Source organism: Mesorhizobium sp. L-8-3, assembly GCF_016756615.1.
Classification (GTDB): domain Bacteria; phylum Pseudomonadota; class Alphaproteobacteria; order Rhizobiales; family Rhizobiaceae.
In genome coordinates, this window is record NZ_AP023262.1 from 2,005,682 (window position 1) to 2,021,158 (window position 15,477).

Annotated in this window: 14 protein-coding genes and 1 pseudogene; 9 read left to right on the plus strand and 6 right to left on the minus strand. The window is 63.8% G+C overall.

Annotation, left to right across the window (positions count from 1 at the left end; translation table 11 throughout):
- Positions 1–2: 2 nt before the first annotated feature.
- From JN302_RS09465 to JN302_RS09485, 5 genes are all read right to left on the minus strand, one after another.
- Positions 3–1,247: a 3-methyl-2-oxobutanoate dehydrogenase (2-methylpropanoyl-transferring) subunit alpha gene (locus JN302_RS09465; RefSeq protein WP_202332699.1), complete on the minus strand. Its 1,245-nt coding sequence runs from the start codon at positions 1,245–1,247 to the stop codon at positions 3–5.
- Between the two features lie 127 nt (positions 1,248–1,374).
- A complete protein-coding gene (locus tag JN302_RS09470) occupies positions 1,375–2,181 on the minus strand; it encodes a 3-methyl-2-oxobutanoate hydroxymethyltransferase (protein ID WP_202332700.1) in 807 nt (268 codons plus the stop codon).
- A gap of 23 nt (positions 2,182–2,204) precedes the next feature.
- Complete coding sequence (locus JN302_RS09475; RefSeq protein ID WP_202332701.1) at positions 2,205–3,437, minus strand: NAD(P)/FAD-dependent oxidoreductase; 1,233 nt, start codon at positions 3,435–3,437, stop codon at positions 2,205–2,207.
- 10 nt (positions 3,438–3,447) lie between these two features.
- A complete protein-coding gene (locus tag JN302_RS09480; protein WP_202332702.1) occupies positions 3,448–3,759 on the minus strand; it encodes a MocE family 2Fe-2S type ferredoxin in 312 nt (103 codons plus the stop codon).
- Positions 3,760–3,857: 98 nt separating this feature from the next.
- Complete coding sequence (locus JN302_RS09485) at positions 3,858–4,937, minus strand: fatty acid desaturase family protein (RefSeq protein ID WP_202332703.1); 1,080 nt, start codon at positions 4,935–4,937, stop codon at positions 3,858–3,860.
- Positions 4,938–5,101: 164 nt separating this feature from the next.
- On the opposite strand from JN302_RS09485, the gene JN302_RS09490 reads away from it, so the two are divergent.
- The 4 genes from JN302_RS09490 to JN302_RS09505 all read left to right on the plus strand — a co-directional run bounded on the left by JN302_RS09490 (position 5,102) and on the right by JN302_RS09505 (position 10,116).
- Entirely contained in the window at positions 5,102–6,187 is a 1,086-nt protein-coding gene (locus JN302_RS09490) for a LacI family DNA-binding transcriptional regulator (RefSeq protein WP_202332704.1), read from the plus strand.
- Positions 6,188–6,509: 322 nt separating this feature from the next.
- The gene (locus JN302_RS09495; protein WP_202311688.1) at positions 6,510–7,451 is read left to right on the plus strand and encodes a sugar ABC transporter substrate-binding protein; all 942 of its coding nucleotides are present in this window, start codon (positions 6,510–6,512) and stop codon (positions 7,449–7,451) included.
- Between the two features lie 71 nt (positions 7,452–7,522).
- Positions 7,523–9,061: a sugar ABC transporter ATP-binding protein gene (locus JN302_RS09500; protein ID WP_244743142.1), complete on the plus strand. Its 1,539-nt coding sequence runs from the start codon at positions 7,523–7,525 to the stop codon at positions 9,059–9,061.
- Positions 9,062–9,087: 26 nt separating this feature from the next.
- Entirely contained in the window at positions 9,088–10,116 is a 1,029-nt protein-coding gene (locus JN302_RS09505; RefSeq protein ID WP_202332705.1) for an ABC transporter permease, read from the plus strand.
- A 159-nt stretch (positions 10,117–10,275) separates the two neighbouring features.
- On the opposite strand, the pseudogene JN302_RS09510 reads toward JN302_RS09505, so the two are convergent.
- Positions 10,276–10,410, minus strand: a pseudogene (locus tag JN302_RS09510) (IS630 family transposase); the annotation flags it as partial.
- A gap of 32 nt (positions 10,411–10,442) precedes the next feature.
- Here JN302_RS09510 and JN302_RS09515 point away from each other — a divergent pair.
- From JN302_RS09515 to JN302_RS09535, 5 genes are all read left to right on the plus strand, one after another.
- Positions 10,443–10,676 (plus strand): hypothetical protein, encoded by a 234-nt coding sequence (locus JN302_RS09515; protein ID WP_202311692.1) that lies wholly within the window; start codon positions 10,443–10,445, stop codon positions 10,674–10,676.
- A gap of 262 nt (positions 10,677–10,938) precedes the next feature.
- Positions 10,939–12,300, plus strand: a complete 1,362-nt coding sequence (locus tag JN302_RS09520; RefSeq protein ID WP_244846629.1) for a CmpA/NrtA family ABC transporter substrate-binding protein — start codon at positions 10,939–10,941, stop codon at positions 12,298–12,300.
- Positions 12,301–12,372: 72 nt separating this feature from the next.
- On the plus strand, positions 12,373–13,458 hold the full coding sequence (locus JN302_RS09525) for an ABC transporter permease (RefSeq protein ID WP_202311694.1): 1,086 nt from the start codon (positions 12,373–12,375) through the stop codon (positions 13,456–13,458).
- 12 nt (positions 13,459–13,470) lie between these two features.
- Positions 13,471–15,234: an ABC transporter ATP-binding protein gene (locus tag JN302_RS09530; protein ID WP_202332707.1), complete on the plus strand. Its 1,764-nt coding sequence runs from the start codon at positions 13,471–13,473 to the stop codon at positions 15,232–15,234.
- A 10-nt stretch (positions 15,235–15,244) separates the two neighbouring features.
- A complete protein-coding gene (locus tag JN302_RS09535; protein ID WP_210382592.1) occupies positions 15,245–15,430 on the plus strand; it encodes a hypothetical protein in 186 nt (61 codons plus the stop codon).
- Positions 15,431–15,477 lie beyond the last annotated feature (47 nt).

Genomic DNA, 15,477 nt, shown 5'->3' on the forward strand with positions numbered 1-15,477 from the left:
GATCAAACCCCCGCCTGCTGGCGCTGGCGCCTCAGATGCGGCGGCATCTCGGCATAGACGCCCTCGAACATGTCGCGCACCGAAGGTTTCCCGCCGGCGTGCAGCGTGCCGTGGCGTTCGGCCTCCTTCTGCGCCGAGATCACCGTGTCGAGGATCTCCGCCTCGGCCTGCTTGTGACGCTCCTCCGACCAGCGGCCGCGCAGGATCAGATGGTTCTTCAGCCGGATGACGGGATCGCCGAGCGGCCAGGCATCCGATTCCGTTTTCGGTCGATAGGCCGATGGATCGTCCGATGTCGAATGGGCGCCAACTCGGTAAGTGACATATTCGATCAGCGTCGGCCCGAGATTGCGCCGCGCGCGCTCCACGGCCCAGGAGGCGACCGCATGGACGGCCAGATAGTCGTTGCCGTCGACCCTCAGCGAGGGCAGGCCGAAGCCCAGGCCGCGCGCGGCAAAGGTGCCGGAACCCCCACGCGCTATGCCCTGGAAGGTGGAGATCGCCCACTGGTTGTTGACGATGTTGAGCACGACGGGGGCGCGGTAGGTCGAGGCGAAAGCGAGAGCCGCATGGAAGTCGGATTCGGCGGTCGAGCCGTCGCCGATCCAGCCCGCGGCGATCCTGGTATCGTTCTTGATCGCCGAGGCCATCGCCCAGCCCACCGCCTGGACGAACTGGGTGCCGAGATTGCCCGATATCGAGAAGAAGCCATGCTCCTTCGACGAATACATGATCGGAAGTTGCCGGCCTTTAAGCGGGTCGGACTCGTTGGAGAAAATCTGGTTCATCATGTCGACCATCGGGTAGCCGCCGGCGATCAGCAGGCCGGCCTGCCGGTAGGTCGGGAAGTTCATGTCGCCGGGCAACAAGGCGCGCCGGAAGGCGCAGCTTACGGCTTCCTCGCCCATATGCTGCATGTAGAAGGAGGTCTTGCCCTGGCGCTGTGCCATCAGCATGCGCGCGTCGAAGGCGCGCAGCGTCATCATGTGCTTCAGGCCCTCGGCCAGGTCGTCGTCGTTGAGCAGACCCGCCCAGGGCCCGACCGCCTCGCCCTCGCGGTTCAACACCCGGATGATGGAATAGGCGAGATCGCGGATGTCTTCCGGGTTGGCGTCGACCTCGGGCCGCCGCACCGAGCCGGCCGGCGCGATCTTCACGCTCGAGAAGTCGGGCGTTCCGCCGGGTCTGACCTCCGGCTCCGGAACATGGAGCCGCAAGGGCGCGGGATTGTCTGCTTGCGGTGTCACGACGCGGCCTCCCTCTGACGCTTCGCCGGGACTTGCGGCCCGGGGGTCAATCGCGGCCGGACTCTATCACGGCGGTTTCAGAAGGTAAGAAGCGCTTCGCGTCGTATTTGATGCCGGTCGCGTAATTTTATTGCGCAGCCTCCAAGGCCTCCAGGAAGCTGGAAAGCTCGGCCGGATCGATACCGACCTGATGTCGCTTCTCGGGAAAACGGCCTGAGCGCACATCGGCGGCGAATTCGGCAAAGGCGGCCGAGCGTTCCTGCTGCAGCCGATCGAACTCGGCGGCGAAATTGCGGTAGGATCTGGCATGACGCGGATAGCGGCCGCGATTCTGACCGAGCACGTCTTCGGCGAATAGATATTGCGCGTCGCAGCCGTCCCCGGCCCCCATCGAGATCATGAACAGCGAGGTTCGTCCGGAGATTGCCGCGGCGACTTCTGCCGGCACGACCTCGATCTCGGCCGCGAATGCTCCAGCTGCCTCGAGATCCCGGACCTTCTTCCAGACCGAGAAAGCGCTTGCCGCGGTCTTGCCAACGGCGCGGAAGCCGCCGGTCCAGGTCGCCTGGGACGGGACCAGACCGCAATGGCCGCAGACCGGAACGGCTTCGGCCCGAAGTGCGCGGATCGTGTCGAGCCCGGCCGCGCAGTAGACGGCATCCGCCCCGGCGCGCATCATGCGGAACGCCTCCCGCAGGCAGTCCTCCTTCGGCGTGTAGACGCTCTGTTCGCCGCCGGGGACGGCGAAGCAATCCGGCGCGGCATCGCGAAAGGACCTGTCGGTCATCAGTTCGGGCGTAACGGACAGCATCTCGACGCCGGCCCGCTGGGCGGCCTCGGCTTCCTCCAGCGTCGTGACCCGCAACATGACGAGCTGTCGTTGTCCCTTCAGCCCCAGAAGGTCCGCAACGGTGGGTCGGAGCGATCGTGGCATGTCGTTCCTCCCTGAGTGCCGCGTCAGGCGGCGAGCAATGCCTTCAGCCTGACATCGGGCGAGGCGAGTTCCATTTCCGAGGGCCTGGCACCCCTGGCGATCAGCATCTCGGCCAGTCTTATGTCCCGGGCGACGGCATTGCCGGGGCCGATGCCGCTCGCGGCGACCAGTCGTCCTCCGGCGTCGAGGTGGAAAAGGATGAAAGCCTGGTCGTCCAGGTCGCGCCGCACAGTCCGCTCGCTGCCGTCGGCCAGCCCGGCGACCTGCAGGGACAACTCATACTGATCCGACCAGAACCAGGGGGCCGACGACACCGGGTCGGCCGTGCCAAGCATGTTGTGCGCCGCGAGCGCGCCTTGCTCCTGGGCGCTGCGCCAGGATTCCAGCCGCACGCGCCGCCCGCCGTGGAGGGCGAGCGGAAAAGAGCAGCAGTCGCCGGCGGCGAAGATGTCGGGGTCGGAGGTCGCGAGGAGGCGATCCACAACGACGCCGTTGTCGACCGCCAGGCCGGCCGCCTCGGCGAGGCCGGTGACGGGCAGCGCGCCGATGCCGACGACCACGAGGCCGGCATCGATCCTCTCTCCGCCCTCCAGCGTGATCGTCACGCCGTCCGGGCGGCCGGCGAAAGCCTCGATCCGACAAGCTGTGCGCAGATCGACCCCTTCAGCGCGATGGCGTTGGGCCACGACCGCCGCGATCGGCTCGGGCACGCCACGCATCAGGATACGCGGTTGGGCCTCGATGACGGTAACCTTGACGCCGCGCCGCCGGGCACTCGCCGCGAGTTCCAGTCCGATGAAGCCGGCGCCGATGATCGCAAGATCGGTGCCGGCTGCCAGATGGTCGCGCAGGGCGAGGGCATCCGCATAGCTGCGCAGATAGGCGACCCTCGGTCCCGCCATGTCGGCCGCCGCAAGCCGGCGCGGCGCTGCGCCCGTCGCGAGCAGCAGCCGGTCGTAGGCGAGCGTGGCGCCGTCTGCCAGCGTGACGGTCTTGGCCGCGCGATCGATGGCGGCAGCAGCCAGCCCCGTGATGCAGCGAATGCCCGCCTCTTCATAGCGCAGGCCGGTTCCGATCCATCTGGGGTCGGGCGCTGTCTCGGCGACAAGCACTTCCTTTGACAGCGGCGGCCGCTCATAGGGCAGATGCGGTTCTGCGCCGACCAGCGTCACCGATCCTTCGTAACCTGCTTCGCGCAAGGCCAACGCGGCGCGCCCGCCACATTCGCCGCCGCCGATGATGACCATGCCGCTCATGGGCGCATCCTCAGATCTGGATGAAGACCTTCCCGGCGTCGACGCGAACCGGATAGGTCCTGAGGTTCACGCAGGCCGGAGCGCCGCGGGCGACACCGGTCTTGTAGTTGAAGCGGCCATTGTGCTTCGGGCACTCGATGATCTCGTCAATTACCAGGCCGTCGGCCAGATGGACGTGCTCATGGGTGCACAGCCCGTCGGTGGCGAAGAACGCATCGTCGGGGCTTCGATAGATGGCGAAGGTGCGTCCGCTATGGTCGAAGCGGATCACATCCTCTTCGTCGACGTCGTCCTTGCGGCAGGCTTCGATCCAGTCACTCATCGGGACCTCCGTTGAAATCGGATGCATCTGAAATCGTCCGGCGAATGGGCAGCTCCCACGCGGTGCCGCCCAGCGCCCGTGTCCGCCGGGTCGAGGGGCTACGCGGCGGATGCAGCGGCCGTGAGTTCGTGCAGTTCGGCCCGGTAGGGCCTCGCCGTGGCGGGCAACAGGCGCTCGACGAAGAAATCCTCGTTGCGGAGCTGCCGAAGGAACGCCGGGATCATCTCGCGATAGCCGTCGAGGATCGACGTGTTCGGCGCGGGCAGGTCATGCCCGATCATCGCGTGCAACCGCGGCAGCGCGTGATAAGGCACCATCGGGAACATGTGGTGTTCGATGTGGTAGTTCATGTTCCAGTAGATGAAGCGGCTGACCGGGTTCATCAGCACGGTGCGGCTGTTCAGCCGGTGGTCGACGACATTGTCGGCGAGGCCGCCATGCTGCAGCAGCCCGGTCATGACGTGATGCCATGCGCCGTAGAGCCGGGGCAGGCCGACGAACATCAGCGGCAGGATCGAGCCGAGAGCGACCGCCAGACCCACCGTCGCAGCATAGATGGCGACCCAGATGCGGGCGATGCGCACGACCTTGTGCTGTTCCTGCTCGGGGATGAAGGTTTTTTCCTCGGCGCTGAGATCGCCGGCGGCGTTGCGCAGCATATCGGGGACGGCATGCCACATATCCACGATGCCGAACAGGTTCAGGCAGAGCCGCGCGAGGTCGGGCGGACGCATCACGGCGATCTCCGGGTCGCGCCCGACGATGATCGTATCGGTGTGATGCCGCGCATGGCTCCAGCGCCAGGTCACCGGGTTGCGCATGATCATGAAGGATGCGATCTGGTAGACGGCGTTGTTCATCCACTGCGTCCTGAAGGCGGTGCCGTGGCCGCACTCATGCCAGCGCGAGTCGCTCGACGAGCCGTAGAGGACGCCGTAGCAGAAGAAGAACGGCACGCACCACAAGGTGCCCCAGAACCACCAGCCGCCGGTCCCGGCGAGCAGGAAGGCGGCGAGCCAGATCGCCGTGTCGCGGATCGCCGGCCCGTCGCTCCGCTTCATCAACTCCTTCATCTGCTTTCGCGGTACATCGGTGTGATACCATTGTGCCGCCGCAAGCCCGCTGGCGACGGCGGCGCGGGAGTCGCGGCCAATCAAGCTGTAGTCGCGCTTGCTCATTCCTCCCTCCGGCTCCTCTCGACAACGACTTCGTTCCAGCCGTCCACCGGATTGGAACGATAATACCGCCGGCTGGCAGGTTCAATCCAGGTATGATAGATTCTATCAGAAGCTATCATCATGGATTATCATCCGATGATGAATTTTTTGCAGGAGGCATGGCCATGGCGCGCCGCCCGACCGTGTCCGACATAGCAAGGGCTTCGGGTGTCAGCGTCGCGACCGTCGACCGTGTGCTCAACGGTCGCCTGCCCGTGCGCGAAGAGACGGCGCGGCGTGTCTATGACGCCGCCAATGCCATCGGCTATCACGCGGCTGCCTTGATCCGGCGACGCATCGAGCAGGAACTCCCGCAATACCGGCTGGGTTTCATCCTGCAGCGCCCGGATCAACCGTTCTACCAGGCCTTCGCTCGTGAACTGGACCACGTCGTCAACGCGGCCGAGCGGTTTCGGGGCACTGCGGACATCGTCCATCTGGATACCCAGACGCCGACCGAGATCGCAGCCAGGTTACGCGAGACGGCCTCCCGTTGCCGCGCGGTCGGGATAGTGGCGATCGACCACCCCGCCGTCACCGCCGCGGTCGCCGAAGCCAGGGAGAAGGGGGTGCCGGTGTTCTCGTTGTTGTCGGACTTCGCGCCCGGCATCCGGGAGAATTATATAGGGCTCAACAACCGCAAGGTCGGCAGGACGGCAGCCTGGCTGATCGCCCGCACGACAGGCCAGCCGGGGACGCCAGGCCGCCCTGGTACGACTACTCGACCTGGGACGGCGAGCCGCCCTGGGAAAGTTGCGGTCTTCATCGGCAGCCATCGCTTTCACGGCCAGGAAATGCGCGAGATCGGGTTCCGCAGCTATTTCCGCGAATATGCGCCCGGGCTGGAACTGGTCGAGACCGTGGTCAATCTCGAGGACGGCGACATCGCTCATGAGGCGACGCTTGACCTTTTCAGGCGCTGCCCCGATCTCGTCGGGCTCTATGTCGGCGGCGGCGGCATGGAGGGCGTGATCGCGGCCCTGCGCGAGGAAGGAATGGCCGGGCGGATCGTCGCCGTCTGCAATGAGCTGACCGCGGATTCCCGCGCCGCACTCGCCGACGACATTGTCGCCATGGTCATCGGAACTCCGCTCGAAAGGCTGTCGCGCGAACTGGTGGCGCAGATGGTCCATACGATCGAGAACGGACCCGCCGAAACGCCGGGCCAGATCTTCTTGCCGTTCGACATCTTCGTCGCCGAAAACATCTGACATATCCGGGCGGTGAGGTCATCTTCGCACGGAAGCACGACATCTGCAGATCGCCACGAGCCGTCTCCCCCGGGGAAGAAATCACCACGTCGCGACCATGCGTTTCGAAACGCCCTTGACGTCTCGACAAAATTTAGAATAAATAGTCCAAACTGAGATCGCATCAGACTAAACGTTTCATTTTTATTCGGCGAACTGGCGCGAATGGCTCCGCCGAGGAGGCGGTGAAGCGGATGCGATGCGTCTCTCGTGAATTCCCCGGAGGAGGGGAGTTTCCGGAAGAGGGGTGCGACCGGACACCCGGTTTGTGGAGGAAGACACGATGAAGAAACTGCTCTTGGGCGCGGCTGTCTCGGCGCTGATGACGACATCGGCGCTGGCCGAGAATATCGGCGTGTCGATGGCACTGTTCGACGATAACTTCCTGACCGTGCTGCGCAACGGCATGATCGACTATGCCAAGACCCAGGACGGCGTCACCCTGCAGGTCGAGGACGCCCAGAACGACGTCGCCAAGCAGCAGAGCCAGATCCAGAATTTCATCGCAGCCGGCGTCAGCGCCATTATCGTCAATCCGGTCGACACCGATGCCACCGCCGCCATGTCGAAGATCGCCGCCGAAGCCAAGATTCCGCTGGTCTATGTCAATCGAGAGCCGGTCAATGTGGATGATCTGCCCGATACCCAGGCCTTCGTCGCGTCGGACGAGAAGGAGTCAGGCACGCTCGAGACCAAGGAGGTGTGCCGCCTGCTGAAGGAGGCCGGCAAGACCGAGGCCGGGATCGTGGTCATGATGGGCGAGCTTTCGAACCAGGCCGCGCGCCAGCGCACCCAGGACGTCCATGACGTGATCGCCACGCCGGACTGCTCCTTCATGAAGATCGTCGAGGAGCAGACCGCCAACTGGCAGCGCACCCAAGGCGCCGACCTCATGAGCAACTGGCTCTCGGCCGGACTGAAGTTCGACGCGGTCGTCGCCAACAATGACGAGATGGCGATCGGCGCGATCCAGGCGATGAAAGCGGCCGGCATGGATATGAAGACCATGATCGTCGGCGGCGTCGACGCCACCCAGGATGCGCTCGCAGCCATGGGCGCCGGCGACCTCGACGTGACCGTGTTCCAGAACGCTGCCGGCCAGGGCCAGGGCGCGGTCGATGCGGCGTTGAAGCTGGCCAAGGGAGAGAAGGTGGATCGCAAGGTCTACATTCCCTTCGAGCTGGTGACGCCGGCCAATCTCGACAAGTACCAGGCCAAGAACTGACCCGCCTGCCGAGCAAGGGACGCGCGACAGGCGCGTCCCCGACCAAACCGCGCTTCGAGGAGGAGCACGCGATGATCAGCCCATCGACGATGGCGGCTGTCCGCGCCAGCGGCGCCGTTCCCGGTTCGGAATATCTCCTGACGATCGAGAACGTGCGCAAGGAATTCCCGGGCGTGCTGGCGCTCGACGACGTCTCCTTCAAGCTGAAGCGCGGCACCGTGCATGCGCTGATGGGCGAGAACGGCGCCGGCAAGTCCACCCTGATGAAGATCATCGCCGGCATCTATCACCCCGATGGCGGCGAGGTATGCCTGCGCGGCCAGCCGATCCGCCTGAAGTCGCCGCTCGATGCGCTGGAGAACGGCATCGCGATGATCCATCAGGAGCTGAACCTGATGCCCTTCATGACAGTGGCCGAGAACATCTGGATTCGCCGCGAACCGCTGAACCGCCTCGGCCTGGTCGATCATGCGGTCATGAACAGGATGACTGCCGATCTTTTCCGACGCCTCAACATCAGTATCCATCCGCAGGTCCAGGTGCGCGACCTCTCCGTCGCCAATCGCCAGATGGTGGAAATCGCCAAGGCGGTGTCCTACGAATCCGACGTGCTCATCATGGACGAGCCGACCTCGGCCCTGACCGAGCGCGAGGTGTCGCATCTTTTCACCATCATTCGCGACCTGCGGGCCGAGGGCAAAGGCATCGTCTACATCACCCACAAGATGAACGAGCTGTTCGAGATCGCCGACGAGTTCTCGGTATTCCGCGACGGCCGCTATATCGGCACTCACGCCTCCGCCGACGTGACGCGGGACGACATCATCCGCATGATGGTGGGACGCGAGATCACCCAGATGTTCCCGAAGGAAGAGGTTCCGATCGGCGACGTCGTGCTGTCGGTGAAGAACCTCAATCTAGACGGCGTCTTCCACGACGTCTCCTTCGACGTGCGCGCCGGCGAGATCCTGGGTGTAGCCGGCCTGGTCGGCTCGGGCCGCTCGAATGTCGCGGAGGCGATCTTCGGCGTGACCCCGGCGACATCGGGGACGATCGAGATCCTTGGCAAGCCCGTCAGCATCACCTCGCCCAATGCCGCCATCCGCCACCGCATGGCGCTGCTCACCGAGGATCGCAAGGAGACCGGCTGCCTGCTGATCCTCGACGTGCTGGAGAACATGCAGCTCGCCGTGCTCCAGCAGGACTTCGTCTCCCGAGGATTCGTGTCCGAACGCAGCATCGCCGAAGCCTGCAAGACCATGAGCGACAAGCTCAGGGTCAAGACACCCAGCCTTCATGAGCGCATCGAGAACCTGTCCGGAGGCAATCAGCAGAAGGTGCTGATCGGGCGCTGGCTGCTCACCAGGCCGAAGATCCTCATCCTTGACGAGCCGACCCGCGGCATCGATGTCGGCGCCAAGGCCGAGATCCACAAACTGGTGACCCAACTCGCGCGGGATGGCGTCGCGGTCGTGATGATCTCGTCCGAGATGCCCGAAGTGCTTGGAATGAGCGACCGCATCATGGTCATGCACGAAGGCCGTGTGACCGGCATCCTCGATCGCGCCGAAGCCGATCAGGTCAAGATCATGGAACTGGCAGCCAGGTAACCACGCGAAAGCCGGGAGGAACGAAAATGTCCGTGCCGAACACATCCGCGACACCGTCTTCCGTCGCCGTTCCGGGAGCGACCAGGCGCCGTTTGCCGGTCGAGGCCAACATCCTCCTCATCCTCATCGGCATCGCGCTCGTCTTCGAGCTGCTCGGCTGGATCTTCATCGGCCAGAGCTTCCTGGCGAACCCGCAGCGCCTGACGATCATGATCCTGCAGGTCTCGGTGATCGGCATCATCTCGGTCGGCGTCACCCAGGTCATCATCACCGGCGGCATTGACCTCTCGTCAGGATCGGTCGTCGGTCTCACCGCCATGATCGCGGCGAGCTTCGCCCAATCCTCGACCTGGACAAAGGCGCTCTATCCCGCCCTGACCGATCTGCCTGTCATCGTTCCGGTGGTGATCGGCCTCGGCATCGGCCTTCTGGCCGGCACCATCAACGGCTCCCTCATCGCCTACACCAGGATCCCGCCCTTCATTGCCACGCTGGGCATGATGGTGTCGGCGCGCGGCGTATCCAAATGGTACACGAAAGGCCAGCCGGTCTCGGGCCTGACGGACTCCTTCAACGTGATCGGCTCTGGCATCTGGCCGGTCGTGATCTTCCTGACCGTCGCGGCGATTTTCCACATCGCGCTGCGCTACACGCGCTACGGCAAATTCACCTATGCGATCGGCGCCAATGTCCAGGCCGCCCGCGTTTCGGGCATCGATGTCGAGCGGCACCTGATCAAGGTCTATGCGATCGCCGGCCTGCTCGCCGGCCTGGCCGGCGTCGTCACCGCCGCCCGTGCGCAGACCGCCCAGGCCGGCATGGGCGTGATGTACGAACTCGACGCGATCGCTGCCGCCGTCATCGGCGGCACCTCGCTCACCGGCGGTGTCGGGCGCATCACCGGCACCGTCATCGGCACCATCATCCTCGGCACCATGACATCAGGCTTCACCTTCCTGCGCGTCGACGCCTTCTACCAGGAGATCATCAAGGGCCTGATCATCATCGCCGCGGTCGTGGCCGACGTATACCGCCAGAAGGGCCGCAAGAAATAAAGCATGTCTCCCGAAGGTGTGCAGCGGTTTCGGGAAAAAGACATGCTCCAAAGAACCTGCAGCGTGTTTGCTTGAATCCTTCTTCACGCGACCCGCTGTAGGCATCGAAGACCCGTGGTCTCGTCGCGGGCCTTGCCGAAACGCCGGTCGGCCCGACCCGCGTCGGCGCACCGTCTCGCGCGACAGCTGCTCATGCTCGGTCGGCTTGACGAACGCGCCGGCCAACAGCTCCAGCATCCAGCGGCTGCGGCCCGGCGGCGGGCTGAAGCAGGCGGTGGCCACCAGCAAGGCTTCTCCTTGCCGGTTGTGTCGCGCGCATGGAGGATGTGCTCGACCTCTATGCCGAGACGCCCGACCCGACGATCCGGACCGGATCGAGGCGTGCCTGGAGCGCCGGAAGCCGGGCTGATTTTGCTGCTGCCTACTTCTTCATCATCTTTGTGCAATGCACAATTTTTGTGCGCAGCGCGAAAGTTTTTGCCACAACCGCGCTGGCGGGTTTAGGCGACGTGTGGACGCAACATTCCACTATCAATCTGATTCTTATGAAGAAATTCTGACGGCAGGAAACTGGCACGCTGCTTGCTTTTAAGTTCACAGGCCCTTGGGCCAAAGAATCGGCGTCCAACGATGGGCGCCCCAGGCAGAGCTGCCGATCAGGACTACGCGATCCCGGATGTACGGACGCGCGGTCTTGGCCGGCAGCTTTTTTATTGCGCCACAAACGAACCGAAGCCGGGGCCGACCCTCCCACCGGGCCCTTCAACAGTGGAGAACGTGATGACTGCAAGAGCCACCACAGTCGATTTGACCCGACGCCTGATGCTTGGCGCCGGGCTTGGCGCGATCCTGCTTGGACTCGCTGCATCACATGCACGTGCCGAGATGCTGGACGTCGAGAAGGACGAACTGAAGTTCGGCTTCATCAAGCTGACCGACATGGCGCCGCTCGCGATCGCGAAGGAGCTCGGCTATTTCGAAGACGAAGGCCTCTTCGTAACGCTTGAGCCGCAGGCGAATTGGAAGGTTCTGCTCGACCGGGTGATCACCGGCGAGCTGGACGGTGCTCATATGCTCGCCGGCCAGCCGCTCGCCGCCACGATCGGCTTCGGCACCAAGGCCCATATTGTCACCCCCTTCTCGATGGACCTGAACGGCAACGGCATCACCGTGTCCAACGAAGTCTGGGAAAAGATGAAGCAGCACATCCCGATGGAGGACGGCAAGCCGGTCCATCCCATCGAGGCGGACGCGCTGAAGCCGGTCATCGACGCGTTCAGGTCCGAGGGCCGGCCTTTCAACATGGGCATGGTCTTCCCGGTCTCCACGCACAATTACGAACTGCGCTACTGGCTGGCAGCCGGCGACATCCATCCCGGTTTCTATTCGGAGACCGACGTCTCCGGCCAGATCAAGGCTGAAGCGCTTCTCTCCGTCACACCGCCGCCGCAGATGCCGGCGACGCTCGAAGCCGGGACCATCAACGGCTACTGCGTCGGCGAACCGTGGAACCAGCAGGCCGTGTTCAAGGGTATCGGCGTGCCGGTCATCACCGACTACGAGATATGGAAGAACAATCCCGAGAAGGTGTTTGGCCTCACCAGGGAGTTCACCGAGAAATATCCTAACACGACGCTTGCCCTCACCAAGGCGCTCATCCGCGCTGCCATTTGGCTGGACGAGAACCAGAATGCCAACCGGATGGAAGCGGTCGAGATCCTGGCAAGGCCGGAATATGTCGGCGCCGATGCCGAGGTCATTGCCAATTCGATGACCGGCACTTTCGAATACGAGAAGGGCGACAAGCGGAACGTGCCGGACTTCAACGTCTTCTTCCGCCATTTTGCGACCTATCCCTACTATTCGGATGCTGTCTGGTACCTGACCCAGATGCGCCGTTGGGGCCAGATCCCGGAGCACAAGGACGACGCCTGGTACGAGCAGACCGCGAAGTCGGTCTATCTTCCGGACATCTACCTCCAGGCAGCGAAGATGCTCGTCGAAGAAGGCCTCGCCGAGGAAGCGGATTTTCCGTGGGAATCCGACGGCTACCGCGAACCGACCGCGGAATTCATCGACGGCATGACCTATGACGGCAGAAAGCCCAACGCCTATATCGACAGCCTTTCGATCGGCTTGAAGAGCGGCCAGACCGTCTCCGGCACGGAAGTCGTCGGCGGCTGACGCCGCGACAGCGGACGGCCGCTCAAGATCGTGGCCGCCCTCCCTGAACCAGATATCAGGAGCCGAACGCTCATGAGCAATGCGACCGACACGATCACAAGCGCCGCTGCAGCGCGGCTCGAACGGAAGGAACGGCTGTTCACGCGTATCAACAAGGCCGCCGGCTGGCTCGACGCCCTCGGTCTCGGGTGGCTGACGCCCATCCTGAAGATTGCGGCCGGCGACAATCCGGCCGAGCAGTTGAACGAATTGAAGCGCGTGCTGGTGATCCCGCTGATGGGGATCGTGGTGTTCCTCCTTGCGTGGGGTTTCCTGGCTCCAAAGGTCCAGACCTCGCTCGGCGCAATACCCGGCCCTGCACAGGTCTGGAATCAGGCGCTCAACCTCTATGCCGATCACAAAGCCGAACGCGAGAAGGAAGCAGCCTTCTACGTCCGTCAGGAGGAGCGCAACGCCAAGCTTGAATCCGAGGGCAAGGCCGACAAGATCAAGTGGCGCGGTTATACAGGCAAATCGACTTACTTCGATCAGATCCTGACATCGCTGAAGACGGTTGGCCTGGGTTTCCTGATCGCCACCCTGATCGCCGTGCCTCTCGGGATCGCATCGGGCCTGTCGAAGACGTTCAGCGGCGCGATCAATCCGCTGATTCAGATCTTCAAGCCAGTCTCGCCGCTCGCCTGGCTGCCAATCGTCACGATGGTGGTTTCGGCGCTCTATCTCAATCCCTCGGACGCACTTCCGAAATCGCTGGTGATTTCGGCCGTAACGGTGACGCTCTGCTCACTATGGCCTACGCTGATCAATACCGCGCTCGGCGTCTCTTCGATCGACAAGGACCTCGTCAATGTCGGCAAGGTGCTGCAGCTCTCGACGCCGACCACCATCCGCAAGCTGGTCCTGCCCTCGGCGCTGCCGCTGATCTTCACCGGCCTGCGGCTTTCGCTCGGTGTGGGCTGGATGGTGCTGATCGCGGCCGAAATGCTTGCGCAGAACCCAGGGCTGGGCAAATTCGTCTGGGACGAATTCCAGAACGGCTCGTCGGCTTCGCTCGCCCGCATCATGGTCGCGGTGCTGACCATCGGGCTGATCGGCTTCGTGCTCGACCGCATCATGTACGCGCTGCAGTCGGCCTTCACTTTCTCTTCGAGCCGCTGACAGGGGTGAAGAATGGCATTCCTCGAAATCACCGGCCTTTCGAAGTCATACGGCCACGGCGCCAACCGGACCGAGATCCTCTCGGGCATCGACCTCAAGGTCGAAGAGGGCGAGTTCATTGCCGTCGTGGGCTTCTCCGGCTCCGGCAAGACGACGCTGATCTCGGCGATCGCCGGGCTGATCGAGCCGGACGAAGGCGGCGTGCTGGTGCGCAACAAGAAGATCGACGGACCGGGTCCCGACCGCGGTGTCGTCTTTCAGTCCTACTCGCTGATGCCGTGGCTTTCGGTCTACGGTAATGTCGCGCTGGCAGTCGACAATGTGTTCAACGCCAAGCCGAAGGCCGAGCGTGATCGGATCGCGCGCAGATATATCGAAATGGTCGGGCTCAGCCATGCCGCGGATCGCAAGCCGGCGGAGCTTTCCGGCGGCATGCGCCAGCGCGTAGCGGTCGCCCGCGCCCTCTCGATCCAACCGGAGATCCTGTTGCTCGACGAGCCGCTTTCGGCGCTCGACGCGCTGACGCGCGCCAAGCTGCAGGACGAGTTGGCGGACATTTCGCAGACGGAGAAGAAGACGATCATCCTCATCACCAACGATGTGGATGAGGCGATCCTGCTTGCCGACCGGATCGTCCCCCTCAATCCTGGACCGAAGGCGACGCTGGGACCTTCGTTCACCGTCGATCTGCCGCGGCCGCGCGACCGCGCCGCGATGAATCACAACGAGGTTTTCATCAAGCTGCGCGCGGAAGTAACGGCCTACCTCATGGATGTCGGTGCGGAGCGTGGCACCGAGCTGGAGACAAATATCAGACTGCCGAACGTCGTGCCGATCACACGGAAAGTCTCGACGCGGCCCCCGCCGGAGGCCTATGTCAAGGCAGCCCATTCGCCGATCGAGAAGCGCTATGTCGAATTCAGCGACGTGCGCAAAGTCTATCCGACGCCGAAAGGTCCGCTCACCGTCGTCGACGGCTTCGACCTCAAGGTGAAGAAGGGCGAGTTCATCACGCTCATCGGCCATTCGGGATGCGGCAAGTCGACCGTGCTTTCGATGGTGGCCGGGCTTAACAAGATTTCGAGCGGCGGGGTCATCCTGGACGGCAAGGAAGTGTCCGGAGCCGGACCCGACCGTGCCGTCGTCTTTCAGGCGCCGTCGCTGATGCCGTGGCTGACCGCGCGCGAGAACGTTGCCCTCGGGGTCGACCGGGTCTACCCCGATGCTTCGCCCGCCGAGCGCAAGGACATCGTCGAATACTACCTGCATCGTGTCGGGCTTGGCGATTCCATGCACAAGCTCGCGACCGACCTGTCGAACGGCATGAAGCAGCGTGTCGGCATTGCGCGGGCCTTTGCCCTCTCACCGAAGCTGTTGCTGCTCGACGAGCCATTTGGAATGCTTGATTCTCTCACACGCTGGGAGCTCCAGGATGTCCTGATGGAGGTCTGGATGCGCACTCAGGTGACGGCGGTCTGCGTCACGCACGACGTTGACGAGGCAATCCTGCTCGCGGACCGCGTGGTCATGATGTCCAACGGTCCGAACGCCAGGATTGGCAACATCATGGAGGTCGACCTGCCGCGCCCGCGTTCGCGCAAGGCGCTGCTTGCTCACCCCGACTACTACGCCTATCGCGAGGAACTCCTCGATTTCCTCGAAGCCTACGAAGGCGGGGCAAAGCCGGACCCCGCGCTCCTCGAACAGATCAAACAGAAACGGATGGGTCGGACCTCCTCTACCAAGTCCCGGCTCAAAGCCATCGCCGCGGAATAGGGAAGGAATGATGACACAGAAACTCGTCGTGATCGGCGCCAAATTGGCCTCGGGACGGCTGATCGAGCATCTCTTCGAGACCGCCCCCGGCGTCTTCGATCCCACGTTCTTCAGCACCGAAGGGCCCGAGATCGGCGCTCGACAAGATCAGCGAAGGGTTCAAATCACGCAATCTCCCCGCGTCTCGGGTAGCTGATCCCGACCGGCCCGGGGGTCGCGTCGCACCGAGTGGCGTAGCCCGGC

Coding starts and splice junctions, on each gene's coding strand:
- JN302_RS09470 (WP_202332700.1), bottom strand. CDS start 2,181: ATGCCACGATCGCTCCGACCCACCGTTGCGGACCTTCTGGGGCTGAAG.
- JN302_RS09475 (WP_202332701.1), bottom strand. CDS start 3,437: ATGAGCGGCATGGTCATCATCGGCGGCGGCGAATGTGGCGGGCGCGCC.
- JN302_RS09480 (WP_202332702.1), bottom strand. CDS start 3,759: ATGAGTGACTGGATCGAAGCCTGCCGCAAGGACGACGTCGACGAAGAG.
- JN302_RS09485 (WP_202332703.1), bottom strand. CDS start 4,937: ATGAGCAAGCGCGACTACAGCTTGATTGGCCGCGACTCCCGCGCCGCC.
- JN302_RS09490 (WP_202332704.1), top strand. CDS start 5,102: ATGGCGCGCCGCCCGACCGTGTCCGACATAGCAAGGGCTTCGGGTGTC.
- JN302_RS09495 (WP_202311688.1), top strand. CDS start 6,510: ATGAAGAAACTGCTCTTGGGCGCGGCTGTCTCGGCGCTGATGACGACA.
- JN302_RS09500 (WP_244743142.1), top strand. CDS start 7,523: ATGATCAGCCCATCGACGATGGCGGCTGTCCGCGCCAGCGGCGCCGTT.
- JN302_RS09505 (WP_202332705.1), top strand. CDS start 9,088: ATGTCCGTGCCGAACACATCCGCGACACCGTCTTCCGTCGCCGTTCCG.
- JN302_RS09520 (WP_244846629.1), top strand. CDS start 10,939: ATGCTTGGCGCCGGGCTTGGCGCGATCCTGCTTGGACTCGCTGCATCA.
- JN302_RS09525 (WP_202311694.1), top strand. CDS start 12,373: ATGAGCAATGCGACCGACACGATCACAAGCGCCGCTGCAGCGCGGCTC.
- JN302_RS09530 (WP_202332707.1), top strand. CDS start 13,471: ATGGCATTCCTCGAAATCACCGGCCTTTCGAAGTCATACGGCCACGGC.
- JN302_RS09535 (WP_210382592.1), top strand. CDS start 15,245: ATGACACAGAAACTCGTCGTGATCGGCGCCAAATTGGCCTCGGGACGG.